General features: G+C 69.2%; 20 protein-coding genes. 10 read left to right on the top strand and 10 right to left on the bottom strand.

The window, feature by feature from the left end; translation table 11 throughout:
- Positions 1 to 13: 13 nt before the first annotated feature.
- Together ACFY10_RS44555 and ACFY10_RS44560 are read right to left on the bottom strand one after the other, a co-directional pair.
- Complete coding sequence (locus ACFY10_RS44555) at positions 14 to 829, bottom strand: SDR family NAD(P)-dependent oxidoreductase (RefSeq protein ID WP_390671082.1); 816 nt, start codon at positions 827 to 829, stop codon at positions 14 to 16.
- A 112-nt stretch (positions 830 to 941) separates the two neighbouring features.
- The gene (locus tag ACFY10_RS44560) at positions 942 to 1,712 is read right to left on the bottom strand and encodes an SDR family NAD(P)-dependent oxidoreductase (RefSeq protein WP_390671083.1); all 771 of its coding nucleotides are present in this window, start codon (positions 1,710 to 1,712) and stop codon (positions 942 to 944) included.
- A 143-nt stretch (positions 1,713 to 1,855) separates the two neighbouring features.
- On the opposite strand from ACFY10_RS44560, the gene ACFY10_RS44565 reads away from it, so the two are divergent.
- Positions 1,856 to 2,863 carry a helix-turn-helix domain-containing protein gene (locus ACFY10_RS44565; protein ID WP_390671167.1) on the top strand — a complete coding sequence of 336 codons (1,008 nt, stop codon included), beginning with the start codon at positions 1,856 to 1,858 and terminating at the stop codon, positions 2,861 to 2,863.
- Here ACFY10_RS44565 and ACFY10_RS44570 read toward each other — a convergent pair.
- On the bottom strand, positions 2,851 to 3,702 hold the full coding sequence (locus ACFY10_RS44570; protein ID WP_390671084.1) for a LysR family transcriptional regulator: 852 nt from the start codon (positions 3,700 to 3,702) through the stop codon (positions 2,851 to 2,853). The genes ACFY10_RS44565 and ACFY10_RS44570 overlap by 13 nt on opposite strands.
- 82 nt (positions 3,703 to 3,784) lie before the next feature.
- Between ACFY10_RS44570 and ACFY10_RS44575 the strand changes: the two genes are divergently transcribed.
- Entirely contained in the window at positions 3,785 to 4,684 is a 900-nt protein-coding gene (locus ACFY10_RS44575) for an MBL fold metallo-hydrolase (RefSeq protein WP_390671085.1), read from the top strand.
- 7 nt (positions 4,685 to 4,691) lie between these two features.
- Here ACFY10_RS44575 and ACFY10_RS44580 read toward each other — a convergent pair whose 3' ends face one another.
- Positions 4,692 to 5,300 carry a TetR/AcrR family transcriptional regulator gene (locus ACFY10_RS44580; protein ID WP_390671086.1) on the bottom strand — a complete coding sequence of 203 codons (609 nt, stop codon included), beginning with the start codon at positions 5,298 to 5,300 and terminating at the stop codon, positions 4,692 to 4,694.
- Positions 5,301 to 5,395: 95 nt separating this feature from the next.
- Between ACFY10_RS44580 and ACFY10_RS44585 the strand changes: the two genes are divergently transcribed.
- Positions 5,396 to 5,848: a nuclear transport factor 2 family protein gene (locus tag ACFY10_RS44585; RefSeq protein WP_390671087.1), complete on the top strand. Its 453-nt coding sequence runs from the start codon at positions 5,396 to 5,398 to the stop codon at positions 5,846 to 5,848.
- Positions 5,848 to 6,732 carry an NmrA family NAD(P)-binding protein gene (locus ACFY10_RS44590; RefSeq protein WP_390671088.1) on the top strand — a complete coding sequence of 295 codons (885 nt, stop codon included), beginning with the start codon at positions 5,848 to 5,850 and terminating at the stop codon, positions 6,730 to 6,732. The genes ACFY10_RS44585 and ACFY10_RS44590 overlap by 1 nt, the downstream gene beginning before the upstream one ends.
- 234 nt (positions 6,733 to 6,966) lie before the next feature.
- Here ACFY10_RS44590 and ACFY10_RS44595 read toward each other — a convergent pair whose 3' ends face one another.
- A complete protein-coding gene (locus ACFY10_RS44595) occupies positions 6,967 to 7,845 on the bottom strand; it encodes a phosphotransferase (protein ID WP_390671089.1) in 879 nt (292 codons plus the stop codon).
- 181 nt (positions 7,846 to 8,026) lie between these two features.
- Positions 8,027 to 8,740 carry a TetR/AcrR family transcriptional regulator gene (locus ACFY10_RS44600; RefSeq protein ID WP_390671090.1) on the bottom strand — a complete coding sequence of 238 codons (714 nt, stop codon included), beginning with the start codon at positions 8,738 to 8,740 and terminating at the stop codon, positions 8,027 to 8,029.
- 101 nt (positions 8,741 to 8,841) lie between these two features.
- On the opposite strand from ACFY10_RS44600, the gene ACFY10_RS44605 reads away from it, so the two are divergent.
- Positions 8,842 to 9,324 (top strand): SRPBCC domain-containing protein, encoded by a 483-nt coding sequence (locus ACFY10_RS44605; RefSeq protein ID WP_390671091.1) that lies wholly within the window; start codon positions 8,842 to 8,844, stop codon positions 9,322 to 9,324.
- Between the two features lie 121 nt (positions 9,325 to 9,445).
- Here ACFY10_RS44605 and ACFY10_RS44610 read toward each other — a convergent pair whose 3' ends face one another.
- Positions 9,446 to 10,363 carry a LysR family transcriptional regulator gene (locus tag ACFY10_RS44610; RefSeq protein ID WP_390671092.1) on the bottom strand — a complete coding sequence of 306 codons (918 nt, stop codon included), beginning with the start codon at positions 10,361 to 10,363 and terminating at the stop codon, positions 9,446 to 9,448.
- A gap of 100 nt (positions 10,364 to 10,463) precedes the next feature.
- Between ACFY10_RS44610 and ACFY10_RS44615 the strand changes: the two genes are divergently transcribed.
- Positions 10,464 to 11,477, top strand: a complete 1,014-nt coding sequence (locus ACFY10_RS44615) for an NADP-dependent oxidoreductase (protein WP_390671093.1) — start codon at positions 10,464 to 10,466, stop codon at positions 11,475 to 11,477.
- A gap of 340 nt (positions 11,478 to 11,817) precedes the next feature.
- Here the strand turns inward: ACFY10_RS44615 and ACFY10_RS44620 are convergent, their stop codons facing one another.
- Positions 11,818 to 12,264 carry an anthrone oxygenase family protein gene (locus tag ACFY10_RS44620; protein WP_390671094.1) on the bottom strand — a complete coding sequence of 149 codons (447 nt, stop codon included), beginning with the start codon at positions 12,262 to 12,264 and terminating at the stop codon, positions 11,818 to 11,820.
- Between the two features lie 94 nt (positions 12,265 to 12,358).
- On the opposite strand from ACFY10_RS44620, the gene ACFY10_RS44625 reads away from it, so the two are divergent.
- Both ACFY10_RS44625 and ACFY10_RS44630 read left to right on the top strand, forming a co-directional pair.
- Positions 12,359 to 12,934, top strand: a complete 576-nt coding sequence (locus ACFY10_RS44625) for a TetR/AcrR family transcriptional regulator (protein ID WP_390671095.1) — start codon at positions 12,359 to 12,361, stop codon at positions 12,932 to 12,934.
- A gap of 139 nt (positions 12,935 to 13,073) precedes the next feature.
- Positions 13,074 to 13,553 (top strand): nuclear transport factor 2 family protein, encoded by a 480-nt coding sequence (locus tag ACFY10_RS44630; RefSeq protein WP_390671096.1) that lies wholly within the window; start codon positions 13,074 to 13,076, stop codon positions 13,551 to 13,553.
- Between the two features lie 275 nt (positions 13,554 to 13,828).
- Here the strand turns inward: ACFY10_RS44630 and ACFY10_RS44635 are convergent, their stop codons facing one another.
- Together ACFY10_RS44635 and ACFY10_RS44640 are read right to left on the bottom strand one after the other, a co-directional pair.
- Positions 13,829 to 14,092 carry a hypothetical protein gene (locus ACFY10_RS44635; protein WP_390671097.1) on the bottom strand — a complete coding sequence of 88 codons (264 nt, stop codon included), beginning with the start codon at positions 14,090 to 14,092 and terminating at the stop codon, positions 13,829 to 13,831.
- 199 nt (positions 14,093 to 14,291) lie between these two features.
- Positions 14,292 to 14,618, bottom strand: coding sequence for a terpene synthase family protein (locus ACFY10_RS44640; RefSeq protein ID WP_390671098.1), 327 nt, complete (start codon positions 14,616 to 14,618; stop codon positions 14,292 to 14,294).
- A 733-nt stretch (positions 14,619 to 15,351) separates the two neighbouring features.
- Between ACFY10_RS44640 and ACFY10_RS44645 the strand changes: the two genes are divergently transcribed.
- Together ACFY10_RS44645 and ACFY10_RS44650 are read left to right on the top strand one after the other, a co-directional pair.
- Positions 15,352 to 15,705 (top strand): hypothetical protein, encoded by a 354-nt coding sequence (locus tag ACFY10_RS44645; protein WP_390671099.1) that lies wholly within the window; start codon positions 15,352 to 15,354, stop codon positions 15,703 to 15,705.
- A gap of 57 nt (positions 15,706 to 15,762) precedes the next feature.
- Positions 15,763 to 16,119: a hypothetical protein gene (locus tag ACFY10_RS44650; RefSeq protein WP_390671100.1), complete on the top strand. Its 357-nt coding sequence runs from the start codon at positions 15,763 to 15,765 to the stop codon at positions 16,117 to 16,119.
- Positions 16,120 to 16,367 lie beyond the last annotated feature (248 nt).

A 16,367-nucleotide genomic window follows, 5' to 3' on the forward strand; every position in this document is an offset into this window, starting at 1 on the left:
CGCCTTCTGCCGGTCAGTGACCACCGTCGCGACGCTCGAGGCTGAAGTCGAACGCCAGCGTTCCCGCGTCCAGTGCCGATACTCCGCCGTCCACCGTGAGCACCGCGCCGTTGACGAACGACGCGGCGGGCGAAAGCAACCTGGCAATGGCCTCGGCGACCTCGGACGGGTCGCCGGGGCGCCCTGCGGGCACCAGCTTCGTCGCCTCTTCGTAGGCCCTCTCGACGCCGCCGCCCAGGCCGGATTCCTCGGCGAAACGAGCCATACGACCATCAGCCATCTCGGTGCGCACCCAGCTGGGGCACACGGTGTTGGCGCGCAGCCCCTGGCTGCCGTAGTCGACGGCCAAGGAGCGGCACAGCTGCAGCAGCGCGGCCTTGGAGGTCGCGTACGCGGCGTTGCCCAGCCCGTTGCGCAGCGCCGCGACGGAGGCGACGGCAACGACCGAACCGCGGGTCTTCAGCAGGTGCGGGAGTGCGGCGCGCAGCAGCAGGAAGGGGCCCGTCAGGTTGGTGCGCATCACCAACTCCCATGTCTCGTCCGAGAGATCTCCCACCGCGCCACTGCGCCCGACGCCCGCGTTGAGGACGAGTCCGTCGAGCCTGCCGTAGCGCGAGACCGTGGCCTCCACCAGCTCACGTACGGCAGTGGCATCCGTGAGATCAGCAGGGTGCGGCACAGCGCCGGTTTCGTCGGCGACCTGCTGCAGCGGCTCGGGACGACGTCCACCGATGACGACGTGGTGCCCGCCTGCCCGAAGCAGCCGGGTGGTTGCGGCGCCGATGCCGGTGCCTCCGCCGGTGACCACCACAACACGCTTGTCAGTCATGGTTGTTGGGGCTCCTCATCAACCGGAGAACGGGCTGTGTGATCTTACGCGGAAACGCTTGGCCGGTGGAGGAGCCCAGCCGGCCATACGAGGTTCCCGCGTTCCGGAGTGTCTAGATCTCGATGCGAGGCTGGCCGTTCGTGGCGCCGAGGCCGCCGTCGACCGGTATCTGAGCGCCGGTCACGTAGCGGGCGTCGGGGCCGGCGAGGAAGGCGACGACTCCCGCGATCTCCTCGGGTTCGGCGACGCGGCCGAAGGGGATGCGCTCAGCGAAGGACTGCACGACCGGCATGTCGGGGGTGGCGCCCGCGGTGATCCCGGTGTGGAGCGTGAAGCCGGGGTGGACGGCGTTGACGCGGACTTCGGGGGCGTGGTCCAGCGCCATGGCGCGCGTGAGGTTGACGACGGCGCCCTTGGCGGTGTTGTAGGCGACCATGCCGTAGTCGCCGCCCAGACCTCCTGACGATCCGACGTTGATGACGGAGCCACGGGTGGCGCGCAGATGCCGTATCGACGCCCGGCTCGTGTGGTACATGGCGTCGAGGTTGATCGCCATCGTCGCTCGCCACTGATCAGGGGTGACGGTCTCGACGGTGCCGAACGACGGTGCTCCCGCGTTGTTGACCAGGACATCGATGCGCCCCAGATCGGCGACGACGGAGGCGATCAGTGCATCGACCTCGTCCGGCACGGTGAGGTCGGCGGTGCGCGCGAGGACGGCCGCTCCGTCAGGGGCCGCCGCGGCGGCCTTGTCGAGCTTCTCCCGCGTCCGCCCGACGATCACGACGGCAGCACCGTCGGCCGCGAACCGGTGCGCGACCGCGACACCGATGCCCGACCCGCCTCCGGTGACCACGACGACTCGATCGGCGACATCACTCACTGCTTCGGTCCTCTCAGACGGTACGCCGGCGCGGGAGCGTCCGGCTGCGCCCACGCTAGGAACAGCGGCACCGCATAGGCTTGAACGGCAGCGCCACACCGGCAGAACATCAGCGCCACGACGGAAATGAGGCGGCCTTGACGGTGACGAACGGGCCGGGGTCCGGGCGGACGTTCGCCGTGGACGTCACCGCGTCGGGCAACCCGGAGCACGGCTTCGACGTCTTCCGGCACAGCTGGGAAGCACAGGTCGGCGAGGCGTATCCCGCACCCGCGTTCGCTCCGGGAAGCACAGGTGACTTCCGGATCAGTGCCCGCGCGGTCAAGGCGCACGACTCGGTGATCGCCGATGTCCACAGCGAGTCGCTCATCGGGACCAACGAGGGCCTGTCCCCCCAGCGCGACGACCAGGTGCTCATGCACGTGGTACGGCGGCACACCTGGAGTTTCACCCGGCGGCGCGACGGCCGACTCACCGTACCCGCGGGGCAGTTCATGCTTCAGCGCAGCGGCCCGCCGACGTTCGAGGTCGCACAGCACACCACGGCGAAGGTGCTGATCCTGCCCGCGCAGGCACTCGGACCGCCGGCCCCGGACCGGCTGATCACCGGATCGGCGGCCTCGGCCGAAATGCGGCTGTTGCTCGCCCACGTGAACCTGGTCGGTGAGACCGTTCAGGACCTCACCCCGGCCGGTGCGCGGGCGGCCCACAACGCCCTGATCGAACTGGTCAAGGGGGTACTGCGGCAGCGGGCCGACGGCACCCAGCCCCGCCTCGGCCACGCACTGGTCCGGGCGGCGAAGGACCTCGCCGAGACCCGACTCGCCGATCCGGACCTCTCCCCGTCGACGCTGGCCCGTGAACTCAGCGTCTCCGTACGGACGTTGCACCGGGCGTTCGCGGCAGCCGAGGAGACCGTCGCCGGGTACATCCGCCGCAGCAGGCTCGAACGGGCCCGGCTCGAACTCCTCGCGCCGGCGGGCCGCCCGAGCGTCTCCGAACTCGCCGCGCACTGGCAGTTCGCCGACAGCAGCCATTTCATCCGGGCCTTCAAGAGCCAGTACGGCCGAACGCCCGCCGAGTTCGCCCGTACGTCCGGCGGCGCGGAGCCTGGGGCCGACAGTGGACAGGGAGACAGTCAGTCGCGGTAGGCGGCCGTCGCGATCTGCACGAACGACCGGAGCAACGGGTTGGCATCGCCCGCCTTCGACGCCACCACCACACGGCTCGGCGTCATGTCGGTCAGCGGCACCACGGCGAGTCCCCGGGGCAGGTCGTGGCCGAGCGGGGCCATGCCGACCGTGCCGTTCCAGAGCACGGCCTGCACGCATTCCTGGACGGCGCGCACCACCGGACCCTCGCGCGGCTCGCCGCCGCTCCAATACGACCGCCAGACCGGGTCGGTGCCGTCCGGGAACCGGAACCAGCGCCGGTCGGCGAGGTCGGCCAGCTCCAGGCGGTCGCGGCGGGCCAGCGGGTCGTCGGCGCGCAGCACCGCACCCACCGGGTCGGTGCGCAGCTCGCGCACGGTCAGGCCGGTCTCGTCGAACGGCCCGCGGGTCAGGGCGATGTCGACCAGTCCGGCGCGCAGCCCGCAGGTCGGATCGGTCAGGTCGGTCTCGCGGATGCGGACCTCGAGGCCGGGGTGCCGTCGGCGATACGCGGCGGCCAGCCGTGCGGCACCCCGGTCGGTGCCGTCGCCCAGGATGCCGACGGTGAGGCTCGCGGCGCCGGCCGCCGCAGCCACGCGTACGCGTATCCGCTCGGCCTGGTCGAGCAGGGTGCGCGCCTCGTCGAGGAGGGCCGCCCCGGCGGGGGTGAGCGTGACGCCTGCGGCGGAGCGGTGCAGCAGGGCGGCTCCGAGGTCGGTCTCCAGCTGCTTGATGGCCCGGCTCAGCGGTGGCTGGCTCATGTGCAGCCGGGCGGCGGCACGGCCGAAGTGGAGTTCCTCGGCGACGGCGGCGAAATAGCGCAGCGTGCGTAGCTCCATGACCGGCGACGATACCCGTACGGTATCGAGCCCACCTGGTCGGTCTTGGACGGCCGAGGTCCGGCGGCAGTGGAATCGGAGCATGACGGACGAACAGCTTCCCGACCCCGCCGTGCAGGTTGCCCATGCGCAGGAGATCGCGCCCGACCTGCTGGTGATCCCGAACCACCGGGTCCAACTGGTGCCCAACATCGGCATCATCGGCGGTACGCAGGCCGTACTCGTCGTCGAGACAGGCATCGGCACCGCCAACGCCGAGCAGGTTCTCGCCCTCGCCTGCGAGGTGGCGAAGGGCCGCCGGTTGTACCTGACCACGACCCACTTCCACCCCGAGCACGCCTTCGGCGCACACGTCTTCGCCGACCGGGCCACGTACCTGGTCAACCGCGCGCAGGCGGACGACCTGAAGACGAAGGGGCCCGGCTACCTGGAGATGTTCCGCGGCTTCGGCGGGCCGATCGCCCGCCGCCTGGACGGCGTCCCGGTGCCCACCCCCGACGTGGTCTACGACGACGACAGCGCATACGACTTGGACCTCGGCGGCCGGAGCGTGCGGCTGCGGCCCACCGGCCGCGGCCACACGAAGGGCGACCAGGTGGTCGAAGTCCCGGACGCGGGCGTCCTGTTCACCGGCGACCTGGCCGAGACCGGGCAGTTCGCCATCTTCCCGTGGTTCCCGCCGTACGACACGGACGTCTCCGGTGTGCGCTGGCTGACGGTGATGGACCGGCTGGCCGCCACCGCACCCCGGGTGGTGGTGCCGGGTCACGGCGACCTGGGCGGCCCACAGGTGCTCGCCGACGTCCGCGACTACCTGCGCGAACTGCGCGACGAGACCTGGCTCAGGCGGGATTCCGCGATGGGTGAGGACGCGATCGTCGCCGAGGTCCGGGCATTGCTGATCGAGCGGCATCCGGAGTGGACCGGCCAGGAGTGGATCGAGCGGGGCGTCGGGTGCCTGTGCGCCGAACACGCCGTATGACTCGTCCTCAGGGCACCCCCCGCCCCGTACGGATGCCGAGGACCGAAGCGGTGAACTTCGCCAGCTGCTCCCGCAGTTCCTCGCGGGACGCGCCCTCCTTGCCGGCCAGGTGGGCGACGAGGTCGGCCCGGGTGGCGGCGAGCAGTGCGTGGGCGGTGAAGCCGACGAAGTCGGTGCCGGTCAGTCCCGGGATCTGCGCCAGCAGGTCCCGGAGCAGGGTGTGCCAGCGCTCGTAGTGTTCGGTGCGGTAGGGGCTGTCCGCGCCGGTCTGTTCCAGGGCGAGTGCGAGGTGGCGGTTGTCGAGTTTGAAGCACAGGAGGGCGTCGAGCAGGGCCGGCACGCGCACCGGCGGCGGGGTGGCGGGCCCGAGGGGCGGCGGGCCCTCTTCGACCGCATTCCTGATCGGTTCGAGCCGTGCCGCGTACAGCGCGCGGATCAGCCCGGTGCGATCGCCGAAGGCGCGGAAGAGCGTTGCCTTGCCGACGCCTGCCGCGGCCGCGATGTCGGCCATGGTGACGCTCTCGGGGCTCTGCCCCTGAGCGAACAACGCGTCGGCGGCCGCGAAGACGGCCGCCCGGTTACGAGTTGCGTCCTTGCGCGGTCTGCGCTCGGTCACGTGATGCCTCTCCTTGCAAAGCGGACCCGCGGTCCATATCATCCCTCAAAACGGACCCTAGGTCCGTATCGTACGGGACGGAGGACCCCATGCCCATGACCACGCACACTTCACCGAGCGAGCCGCGGGAGCCGAGGGAGCCGGACGAGCTGTACCGCCACAGCCTGCGCCTGCTTCTCGACAAGGACATTGCCGCCTGGGTCGGCCTGTGGGCCGAGGACGGCGTGATGGAGTTCCCCTTCGCGCCCCCGGGTTGGCCCGAGCGACTGGAGGGCCGCGAGGCCGTCGCCGCCTATATGCGCGACTACCCCGACCACATCGACCTGCACGACTTCCCCGACCTGCGGATCCACCGGACCACCAGCCCGGAGACCATCGTGGTCGAGATGCGCGGCGTGGGCCGTCTGGTCGAGACAGGGGCCGACTTCGACATGACCTACATCGCCGTCGTGTCCGTCGAGGACGGGCGCTTCACCTCCTACCGGGACTACTGGAACCCCCTCGCCGTCCAGGAGCCCGGCCTGGACTTCGCCGGGAGCGACGCCTGATGACCGTCAACGACACCACCTCGGCCACCGGCACCACTTTGGTCATCGGGGCCACCGGCACCACCGGTAGCCGCACCGCCGCCGGGCTGATCGCCGCCGGCCACCGCGTCAGGGCCGCGAGCCGAAGGGCCGCCCGGCTCCCGGGCGCGCAACCTGTCCGGTTCGACTGGTACGACCCCGCCACCTTCGGCGATGCCCTCGCCTCAGCCGAACGCGTCTACCTCGTCCCGCCGGTCGGTGATCCGGACCCGGCCGCGGTCATGCTGCCCTTCCTCCGCCAGGCCTGCACGGCGGGTGTGCACCGCGCCGTACTCCTCAGTTCCTCGGCCGTCCCCGAAGGGGGCCCGGCGGTGGGAGAGGTCCATCAGGCCCTGCCCGGCCTGTTCGACCAGTGGGCGGTACTGCGGCCCTCCTGGTTCATGCAGAACTTCACCGGCACGCATGCACACGCCCGCAGCATCCGTGAAGACGGCGCCATCCTGACCGCGGCCGGGAGCGGCCGGGTCGGATTCGTCGACGCCGACGACATCGCCGCCGTCGCGGTACGAACCCTGACCGACGACCGCCCGCCCAACAGCGACCTCGTCCTGACCGGACCGGAGGCGCTCAGCCACGACGACATCGCCGCAATCGTCACGGAGGTCACCGGCCGCCCCGTGGTCCACCGCAACCTGACGTACGCACAGATGCGCGACCGCCTGGCCGCAGTCGTGCCGCTGGAGTTCGCCGCCATGCTGGCCGACATGGACCGCGCCATCGCCGGCGGAGCCGAGGACCGGACCACCGACACCGTCCAGCGCCTCACCGGCCGCCCGCCCCACAGCTTCCGGACCGTGGCCGAACGGGAGCTTCAGGCGGTGCGGGACACCAGCGCCACCCGCTAGGGAGCTCACCCCGGGCCACCGCCGTTTGCTCCGTCGTAGCCACTCCCCCACGCGAGAGCGGTCTGCCGGCCCCGCGGTTTCCCATCCGCGCACCCATGGGCCGGCCGGTGTGGTGGACGGTCCCGCCACTCGTGGCATAGCGGACGCCGTGCCCCGGGGCTTCGCTGGTGACCTGCCTCATGGCGCGGACGGTTGGCTGTATCTCGGCGCTGTGTCACCTCCTCGACCTGGACGTCAGCTCACGCGCTGTTCGGCCAGGTCCAGCCAGTGCTCCACGTCGATCGGGGTGAAGTGCCTGATGGCCCAGTCGACCATGCGAAGGCTCATGTGAGCCCAGGTGGGCCGCAGGATGTCCTCGGGCAGCGCATCGAGGACGGCATCCAGCCGCTCTGTCACCCCTCGGTCGGTTTCCTGCCCGTGGATGCCGAAGCGCAGGGTGACCAGGTCGAATCGACGGTCCCCGCGGGCAGCTCCGTCCCAGTCCACGACTCCGGTGATCGCCCCGCCGCTCGCCAGCAAGTTGCCCGGATGGAAGTCCAGGTGCACCGCGTCCGCCCCGGACAACCGAGGCCGGCTGTCGGCGCCGACGGCAGCGATCCACCGTTCCAACGCCGCACTGCGGCGGTTGTGCTGACGCAACGGCCCGTGCAGGCAGTAGCCGGGACCGTCGTCGCGCAAGTGCAGGTCCACGGCGGGGATTTCAGGGCGATTGGAAAGCTGATCGGCCTGCAACTGGTTGAGTTGCAGCACTTGGTCCAGGCTGCGCTGGTCGAGCTGGTCGAGCTTCCTGCCCGGCAGAAGCTCCTGCACCATGACCACCGCATGGCCGACCTGGGCCACCAGCTCGGTGGCCGGAGCCGGATAGCCCGCCAGCCGCAGCGCCTCGGTCACGGCAAGCGGCCCTGCCTCCATCTCTTCGGCCCGGCTATGCGGCCGCCACTTCAGAACGGAGCGGTGACCGTCCGTCCAGCGCACGTAGGCAGCACCGACCTGTCCACCCGAGCAGGCACCCTCGAGACTCAAGCGGACACCGGCCTGCGCATAAAGGGCGTCCACCATCCGTGCGGCATCGAGCTGTTCGGCACGGGCCCACTTTTGAGGAGAAGAACTCACCGGGCCGATTGTCCCTGCCCGCCTCGCGGCCGTCAGCGACACAGGGCACTTCACTGGGCACTGTCCGCGCGTTCTGGCTACAGCGGTTGGTGACAGAGCACGAGCGGTACGGCCGTTGTTGTTACGAGGCGCACCGCGGGCCCGGGGCACATCGTGCGTTGCCCGAGGCCTGCCGACCGTTTCACTTGCTGTGCCGGACCGGGCCGAGCGAGGTCAGTCCCGTGTCGATGAGTCGGGCTGCGCGTCGGACGTCGGCGCTGACCATGTCGTGCAGCTGCTCGGGGGCCTGGACGCGGTCCAGGTGCTTGCGTAGCGCCTGGAACTGGATGGGCCACAGGGCGAGGAGGGCGGTTGCGGCGATCTGTGGTTCGGGGTCGTCCGGGCTCATCTCATTGCGCTGAGCCAGGACTTCGGCGGCTACGGCGACCTGCTGATCGACCATGTCGCGCTGATAGGCCCGCAGGGACGGAGTGGATCTGATCAGCATGCCGAAGCGCAGCAGCATGTTCTTTGCCTGGCTCAGGTCGTCCTGTTCGGTCAGCCAGGATGTGATGGCCGCCAGCTCGCCGGACAAGATCTTCAGTACAGCCTCGACCGGCGACAGATCCGGATCGGCCAGCGTGGTCCGCAGGGAGCCCAACGTGGCCTCGCCCAGGTCCAGGACGAGGGACTCCTTGGTGGGGAAGTGGTTGAACACGGTCTTCTCCGACACCCCGCAGGCTTCGGCGATCTCGGAGACCCGCACGGCGTCGAAGCCCCGTTCCATGAACATCTCGGTGGCCGTGTCCGACAGCTGCCGCCGCAACAGCCGCTTCTTGCGCTCCCGTAGTCCCTCGGCGGCGGGTTCCGCGTCGCGACGGCGCAGGGCCGTCCAGTCCACAGTGCGCATGCTCATGGGTGCAGCGTAGTCCAGTCGCTATAAATTTTCTGTTGCTGTAAGTTTTCATTGACTGTAAGTATGTGCTGCGTCTGACGCCCCTGCCCGAGGAGTCCGCCATGAGCACCATCCGCATCGTCCGCGACTACCCTCACCCGCCGCAGAAGGTCTGGCGCGCGGTGACCGATCCGGAGCTGATCCCGCTATGGACGGCCACTGGCGCCGGCGCACGCCCGGAGGGCTTCACGGCCACGGCCGGCACCACCTTCAAGTTCATCGCGAAGCCGAAGCCGGGGTGGAGCGGCGTCGTGCTGTGCGAGGTGCTGGAGGCACGTGAGCCCTCGCTGCTGCGCTACTCCTGGCAGGACGAGGGCGGCGGCGAGGTAACGGAGGTCGCCTACCGACTCGCACCGCACGGCGGCGGGACACGTTTCACCTACCACCACACCGGCTTCACCGGCACCGGAGGATTCTTCATGGCCAAAATCCTCGGCACCGTCCGCACCAAGATGCTCACCAAGGGCCTGCCCGCCGTGCTGAACGCCCTCGACGACGACGGCACACTGCACCCGGACAGCACCTTGCGCCCCAAGCGCCACTAGCAGGGCTGTGACGGGGCGTTGGGCTGTTCATCGCGCTGATCAGGCGGCTGACGCCATTTCCGTAGAGGCCGGCGTCGTCTGCCCGTTGTGCTGGTGACGTTGTGCCCAGCGGACCAGCTGATCAAGCCTCGCCGCCGAGAAGGCTCACGCCCTGGGGGACTGCCGCCCTCAGTTCCCTCACCAAGGCGCGCACGACGGTGGATCTGGCCAGTGCGGAGGTGGTGACATGGCCGACCTGGCGTGTCGGGCGCTGGGGGCCGAGATCGGTGATACGGACCGAGTTCGGTGCTCCGGTCAGGGAGAGCGCGGGCATGATCGCCATTCCGTGGCCTGCGCTGACCAGGGAGAGCACCGCTCCGTCGTCCTCGGCCTCGACGGTGGCCTGCGGGATCCAGTCCTGTGCAGCCCACCAGTCGCGGGTGTACGAGCCGCAGTTCTCGGCCCAGTCGACCAGCGGCAGTGAGCGCGGAGCGGTGTGACCCGGCGCGTGCACCAGGGCATACGGCTCCTCGAAGAGGCCGCTGGCGACCAGTCCCGGTGGAAGCGGCACGGAGCCGCCCAGCGTGGCGATGGCGATGTCGGCTTTCCCGTCGGCCACTTCGCCGGCGGTGCCGCGCCCCACCTCGCGGACGATCCGCACCCGCGGCTCGATTCCGGGATGCCGGGCGCGCAGCTGCTGGAGGACGGGCGGCAGCAGGTGCAGAGCCGCGCTGCGGAAGGCAGCAATCCGCAGCGGCCCCTTTGCCGCGTCGGACCGGGCCGCACCGCGCGCCTCGGTGGTCAGGACGTCCAGCAGGCGCAGGATGTGGCGGGCGTGCGCGACGGCCTTCTCTCCGGCAGGGGTGGGGCGGGCACCGGTGCGGCCGCGTTCGAAGAGCACTGCACCGATCTTGCGCTCGCTGCCGCGCACCGAGTGGGAGACCGCCGACTGGGTCAGACCGAGCGTCTGGGCCGCGGCCGAGAAGCCGCAGGTGTCCGCGACCGCCACCAGCACGCGCAGTTCGTGCGGGGCGAGATCGGAGTCGGTCGTGCGGGCCACGGGGCGGTCACCTCAACGTATGAGAACTGCTCATGGAAGGGCGTGTCGCATGAGCCCAACCGGCTGCCCACCAGGCGCATTCCCGCCCTACGGTCCGGGCATGAACGAGACCGCACTCACCGTGCACCAGACCGCCCGCCCCCACGGGTTTCCCACCGCCGAGCACTTCGCCTTCGTCGAGTCCGCGCTTCCCGAACCGGCGGCCGGCAGTGCGCTCGTGGAGAACCTCTACTGGTCCGTCGACCCGTATCACCGCGAGATGATGGACGACGTGCCCGGCGGCTTCGCGCTCGGCGCACCGCTGGAGGGGCGCGCCATCGGGCGGGTCATCGCCTCGCGCACGCCTGGGCTGGCCGAGGGTGAGATCGTGTTCCACCGGCAGGGCTGGCGCACGCATTCGGTGGTCACGCCCGAGGAGATCCGGCGGCTGCCCCGCTTCGACGGGGTGCCCCTGACCGCGTACTTGAGCATCCTCGGTGGCACCGGTCTGACCGCCTATGTGGGCCTGACCCGGATCGCCCGGCTGAAGAAGGGCGAGGACCTGTTCGTGTCGGCGGCCGCGGGCGGGGTGGGCACGGCGACCGGCCGGTTCGCCCGGCTGCTCGGCGCCGGACGACTCGTGGGCAGTGCCGGTTCGGCGGCGAAGGCCGGCCATCTCATGCGGGAGGTCGGCTATGACGCCGTCTTCGACTACCACGAGGGGCCCGCCGCCGAGCTGCTCGGCAAGGTCGCGCCGGACGGCATCGACGTGTTCGTCGACAACGTCGGCGGCGAGCAACTGGCCGCGGCGGTCGGGGCGTTGCGCGGGTTCGGGCGCATCGTCCGGATCGGCACGATCAGCCAGTACAACATTCCCGACGCGGCGCCGCCACGCTTCAACTACGCCGACATCGTGGAGAAGAGCATCCGCATGGAGGGTTTCTTGGTCAGCAACTACCGTGATGTGCAGGAGGAGTTGTACGAGTTCGCGGTACCGCATCTGCAGAGCGGCCGGCTCGCTCTGGACGAGACGGTCGTCGACGGGTTCGAGCGCATCGTGGACGCGTTCCTGGGAATGCTGCGCGGCCGGAACACCGGCAAGATCATCGTGCGGGACCGCACGCAAGTCCCGTAATTTTGCCGGTCAGTCCGCCCCGGAGAGTCCTGGACCGTCGTCGGCCGGTTCCGTTGAAGATGCCGCCGGGCAGATCCTTTGCAGGTCCGCCTTTTCAGCCGCCCCGGCGGCATGCTGGTGGGACCCGGCAGACGGTGGAGTCCACGTTCAGGTCCCAGGCGATCAGGCCCTTGGTCACCGTATGCCCTCCATCAGCCGCCGCGTGGACCACACCGGTGGACGGCCCGGCCTGACACCCTTCGGCAACAACTGCTCCAGCCGGGCCCACCGTCTGTTCATCAGATCACCACGGACCAAACGGCGTGATCACTCACGACCGGGATCCGCTGTCGCAACAGACTCACACCAGGGCGACGGCGAAGAGCACGAACGCGAGCACAATGACGCCCACACGGACATAGTGAAACCGGTCCCACCGCCCCAACTGCTGCTTCCAGTCCGCGGGCACGCCCTCGTGCGACCAAGTCGCGGCACGCGAGTTGATCGGCACGAGCAACAGGATCGACATCACCACGCTCAGCACGAGCAGCACTGTGCCCGCGGCGACGAGCGACGCGCCGTCACTGCCCCACGCCAGTGCGACCCACACCGCGCCCAGGACGACCGAGCCGATGTACCAGAACGGCATGACTCGGCCGAGGACGCGCGCCCCGTCGCTGCGGGCGGCGAGTCCGCCATCGTTCGGGAGCCGGTCGAGGATCGGGTTGACGAACACCGCCACCGCGAACTCCACGCCCACCATCATCCCGACCACGACGACCGTGACGACGGCCAGTGTGTCCTGCATGTCCCCTCCCAAGAACCTGATCTAGCGGCGCTAGATTCTAGTGCGATGCTAGACGTGCCATTGCTTGATTGTCTAGCGGTGCTAGAATCGAGACATGTCGGTACGTGAACGCAAGGAACGCGAGCGGGCCAACCGCCACAGCATGATCATCGCCGCTGCCCGCGAACTCGCCGAGACCCACGGATGGGACGCCGTCACCACGCGCCGGCTCGCCGAGCAGATCGAGTACAGCCAGCCCGTGCTCTACAGCCACTTCCGGGGCAAGAACGAGATCGTGGGAGCGGTCGCACTGGAGGGCTTCGCCGAGCTGACGACCGCGCTGCGCGCCGCAGCACCGGAAGGGCCCGCCGGCCGGAACGCGGTGGCAGCACTGGCCCGGGCCTACACCGAATTCGCCGCGCGCAATCCCGCCCTGTATGACGCCATGTTCAGCCTCGACAACGGCCTCCCCTTCGCCGACGAGGCCACGCCCGCCCCGCTGCGCGAGGCGTTCCAGGCCCTCCTGGACCCACTCGTCGACCACGCGCACCCGGATGACCCGGGGTTGTTCGTCGAGACGTTCTGGGCCGCGCTGCACGGACTGGTCACCCTCACCCGCGCCGGACGCCTGCCCGCCGACCGGGTTCCCGACCGCCTCACGCTCCTGGTCGACCGCTTCCTCCCCCGCTAGGACTTGCGCGGCTCAAGCCCGGACCACTGGTGGTTTGTTGTCACCGCGTCCCACAGCACGTGATCATCTACAACTCGTTCGGTTGGACTCGGAGCAGACAGGTTGACCTCAAGTGCGCTTGAGGGAGAAGTGTGCAGCCATGGACACCGAAGAGATGCAGCGACAGTTGCAGGCCCTGACCGACCGCGCCGAGATCACCGATCTGCTGGACCGCTATCTGCGCTCCCTGGACGACGGGGTTTTCGACGAGGAATGGGCTCGCGCGTTCCACACCGAAGACGTCACCGCGGAGATGCCCATCGGCACCGTCCACGGCCGCGACGCCCTACTGGCCCGCGTCCGGCAAGGAATGGCTCTGTTCGACCGAACCGTGCATCTGGGCACCAACGCCATCATCGACATCGACGGGTCCCGGGCCACTACCCGTGGCGCCCAACTGAGCACCCACGTCCTGGCAGACGGCTCGGGCAGCGTCTTCATCTCGGCCGGCCATGCCGACGCCGAACTGGTCAGGACGGCCGACGGCTGGCGGATCTCCGCCTCGACACTACGGGTGGTGTGGACTCAAGGGCCCCCTCCGCGGCTGCTGGACGACATGGCCCCAGCACCTGTGGCCTGACGGTGTTGTCGGCTATTGAAGATCGGGGCTGGAGCCGTGCGGCTGAGGACCCGAGGCGCTCACTGGGGACAGTGAGCACTTTCAGCGTGGCCACTGATCGGGTGAGGGCTACCGACGATATGCGTTGACCTTAAGTTCCGTGGATCGCGCCAGTGGCGATCCTGCTGTCGAGTCGCAGCATTCCCTCGCGACGAGGGCTGAGGGGGTGCCGTGGCACCCCCTCAGCCGGGGCTGTGGGTCATGCCTCAGCCCCTCGTGTATCAGATGACCGACGGCTACGCGGTCACCAGGTTGAAGACCGGGTAGATCTTTGGCTCCACCTCCGGAGCACCGACCTCCCGCAGAAGCGGCAGGACGACTTCACTGAACCGGCGGAACGCCTCCTCGGACTCCCAGACGTCGGCGACGTACCAGCCATCGGGAGTGCGGGCGGAGGTGTGCGAGATGAGGCCGGGTACGGGCCAGTCCGCGGGGCTCTTGACCAGGCCACGGCCGTTGTTCACCTTGTCGGCGACCTGCTCGTACTGGGCTTGGGTCATGCCGGGTTGGTCGAAGATCGCGATAATTGCCACACTGGGCTCCCTTACGCGCAAGTTTGCAGAGTCAGGCCCAGCCGACCATCTCGCACAACCGGCCGCACCTCGGGCTGCGCCGTACGGACGGGCGGCTCGAAGCTGTCCACGCCGCTCGCGCCCTTTAGTGTCCGCGCCGCCCTTGCGTCACCCAGTACCCGCGCTTTCAGCGGTGCCCCGGTGAGGCGGTTGGCGTCCGCACCGCAGGAAGCTCCCGTGCCGTTGACGGAGGTGTTCGAAAATAGCCGTCCAGGGTGGCCGGCATGACGCCCTGGCGTCGGGCGACGGCCTCAGCCAGATTCGCCCAGAAATAGCTCTCCCAGTGCATCGTGGCCCGCCGCTTCCAGGCCCGGGACATCCCCCGGCGCTCACTGCACCACACATCAACGAACGCGGCCACCGCCACGTCAGAGGTTTCGGGTTTCGGCGGTCCGGACAGCACCGTCGTCAGCTGCTCGATAAGGCGGGTCTTTTTCGCGAGTCTGCTCCCCACTCAGTCGGTAGCGTGCGCACCAGTTCCGCTCACGGCTGTAGGCCCGCTGTACGTGCGGATTGCGTCGCGAGGTGAAGGAGTCAGGGAACACAAAGTCGTGCGGCATGTCAGATCGTCTTTCCCCAGGCGGGCGCTGCAGATAACGGGCCTTGGCTCGTCTTGTGCCGAACTACTGCCTCGGGCACGGCTGCGCCCGCCGTTTGCCGTTCGGCGTCCTGAGCATTCGCCGAAACCACCGCAGGGCTCGATTCCCCGGCCCTGCATGGCAGGGACGGCTTGGTCAGCTGCCCTCCCGCCGAAGACGCCCCACGTTCTGCCCATTTCCACCATGCCCACGCGCGCCTACACAGCAACGCACTGCACAGTCGGCGCGCTGGTCAGACGGGAGCAGGGCCGTTTGCCAGCGGCAAACTCCGCGCTCCGGCGCACGCCCGACTCGTCCGCGGCTCTCATGGCAACGCGCTGCTTGTGACCGAAGGTCACAGCACCAGGAAACACCGCGAACCTCATCCCGGACGGCGGAAGTTTCTTCTGGCCCAAGCCACCTGGACCTTTCGACTGGTATCGAAGGGCTTTGCCGATTCCCGTGCGGAAGCAGGACCATCAATTCTGGTCGGGCAATAGGTGCGATCCCTTCTCCACCGGCGTGGGCAGCGTCTCGTGGGAAGAGGGCTGAGCAAAGCCCGCACCAATCCCACGCTCAGTGATCCAACTGGTAGATTGAGGGGGAAAGTTGAAACTCATCAGCGCAATCGCCACATCGCTCGCCCTGGCCGCCGTGCCGATGGTGGGCGCCACCACCGCCCACGCCGACGACGCCGCGCCACAGAAGGTGACCACCAAAGACGTCGGCCTGCAGAACGTTCTGACCTGCGACACCTATACGGATGGCGGGCGTACGGGAACGGCTCATTGCAGTAACTACACTTCGCAGGTCGTGGCCTTCCGCGCCACGATCGTGTGCGGGCGGGCGTTTGACCTCAAAGGGCAGTGGGTGACGCTCAACCCCGGCTACCAGGGCTGGTCGAGCAACACTTGCGATCCCTGGTCCACCGGCGTGGGCAGCGTCTCGTGGGAAGAGGGCTGAGCAAAGCCCGCAGCAATCCCACGCTCACTGAGTCAACTGGCAGATTGAGGGGGAAAATTGAAACTCATCAGCGCAATCGCCACATCGCTCGCCCTGGCCGCCGTGCCGATGGTGGGCGCCACCACCGCCCACGCCGACGACGCCGCGCCACAGAAGGTGACCACCAAGGACGTCGGTCTGCAGAACGTTCTGTCCTGCAACACCTATACCGATGACGGGGTTACGGGGTGGGCTCACTGCGTTAACAACACCGCGCAGGCCGTGGCCTTCCGCGCCGTGGTGGTGTGCGGGTGGGAGGTGGACCACAACGGGGAGTGGGTGACGCTCAACCCTGGCCGGGAGGGCTGGTCCGGCGCGTCGTGCAACGGGCCCATCGGCACCGGCGTGGGCAGCGTCTCGTGGGAAGAGGGCTGAAGCAGAGCCCGCAGCGTGAGCCCATGAGGGGCCCGGCCTTGAGGCGGGCCCCTCGCTGCTGCATTCTCGACGCGGCAGCAATCCACGGAACATCACAGCGACTGCTCTGCGCAGGGCCAACGGGTGTATGACGGCGACCGCCCGGGATGCCGTCACCACCGGCATCGAGATGGCCTCCGGCCTCTTCGAATCCACCCAATACGTGACGGGTACCAGCTACTCGTGAGGGCCTCGCCGCCGATCTGTGG

Source organism: Streptomyces sp. NPDC001401, assembly GCF_042895385.1.
In the GTDB taxonomy this organism is placed as follows: domain Bacteria; phylum Actinomycetota; class Actinomycetes; order Streptomycetales; family Streptomycetaceae; genus Streptomyces.

Excerpts from the sequence above, each read along its gene's own strand:
- ACFY10_RS44555 (WP_390671082.1), bottom strand. The coding sequence starts at position 829 with ATGACTGACAAGCGTGTTGTGGTGGTCACCGGCGGAGGCACCGGCATC.
- ACFY10_RS44570 (WP_390671084.1), bottom strand. The coding sequence starts at position 3,702 with ATGGAGCTACGCACGCTGCGCTATTTCGCCGCCGTCGCCGAGGAACTC.
- ACFY10_RS44575 (WP_390671085.1), top strand. The coding sequence starts at position 3,785 with ATGACGGACGAACAGCTTCCCGACCCCGCCGTGCAGGTTGCCCATGCG.
- ACFY10_RS44585 (WP_390671087.1), top strand. The coding sequence starts at position 5,396 with ATGACCACGCACACTTCACCGAGCGAGCCGCGGGAGCCGAGGGAGCCG.
- ACFY10_RS44590 (WP_390671088.1), top strand. The coding sequence starts at position 5,848 with ATGACCGTCAACGACACCACCTCGGCCACCGGCACCACTTTGGTCATC.
- ACFY10_RS44600 (WP_390671090.1), bottom strand. The coding sequence starts at position 8,740 with ATGAGCATGCGCACTGTGGACTGGACGGCCCTGCGCCGTCGCGACGCG.
- ACFY10_RS44605 (WP_390671091.1), top strand. The coding sequence starts at position 8,842 with ATGAGCACCATCCGCATCGTCCGCGACTACCCTCACCCGCCGCAGAAG.
- ACFY10_RS44615 (WP_390671093.1), top strand. The coding sequence starts at position 10,464 with ATGAACGAGACCGCACTCACCGTGCACCAGACCGCCCGCCCCCACGGG.
- ACFY10_RS44620 (WP_390671094.1), bottom strand. The coding sequence starts at position 12,264 with ATGCAGGACACACTGGCCGTCGTCACGGTCGTCGTGGTCGGGATGATG.
- ACFY10_RS44625 (WP_390671095.1), top strand. The coding sequence starts at position 12,359 with ATGTCGGTACGTGAACGCAAGGAACGCGAGCGGGCCAACCGCCACAGC.
- ACFY10_RS44630 (WP_390671096.1), top strand. The coding sequence starts at position 13,074 with ATGGACACCGAAGAGATGCAGCGACAGTTGCAGGCCCTGACCGACCGC.
- ACFY10_RS44635 (WP_390671097.1), bottom strand. The coding sequence starts at position 14,092 with ATGACCCAAGCCCAGTACGAGCAGGTCGCCGACAAGGTGAACAACGGC.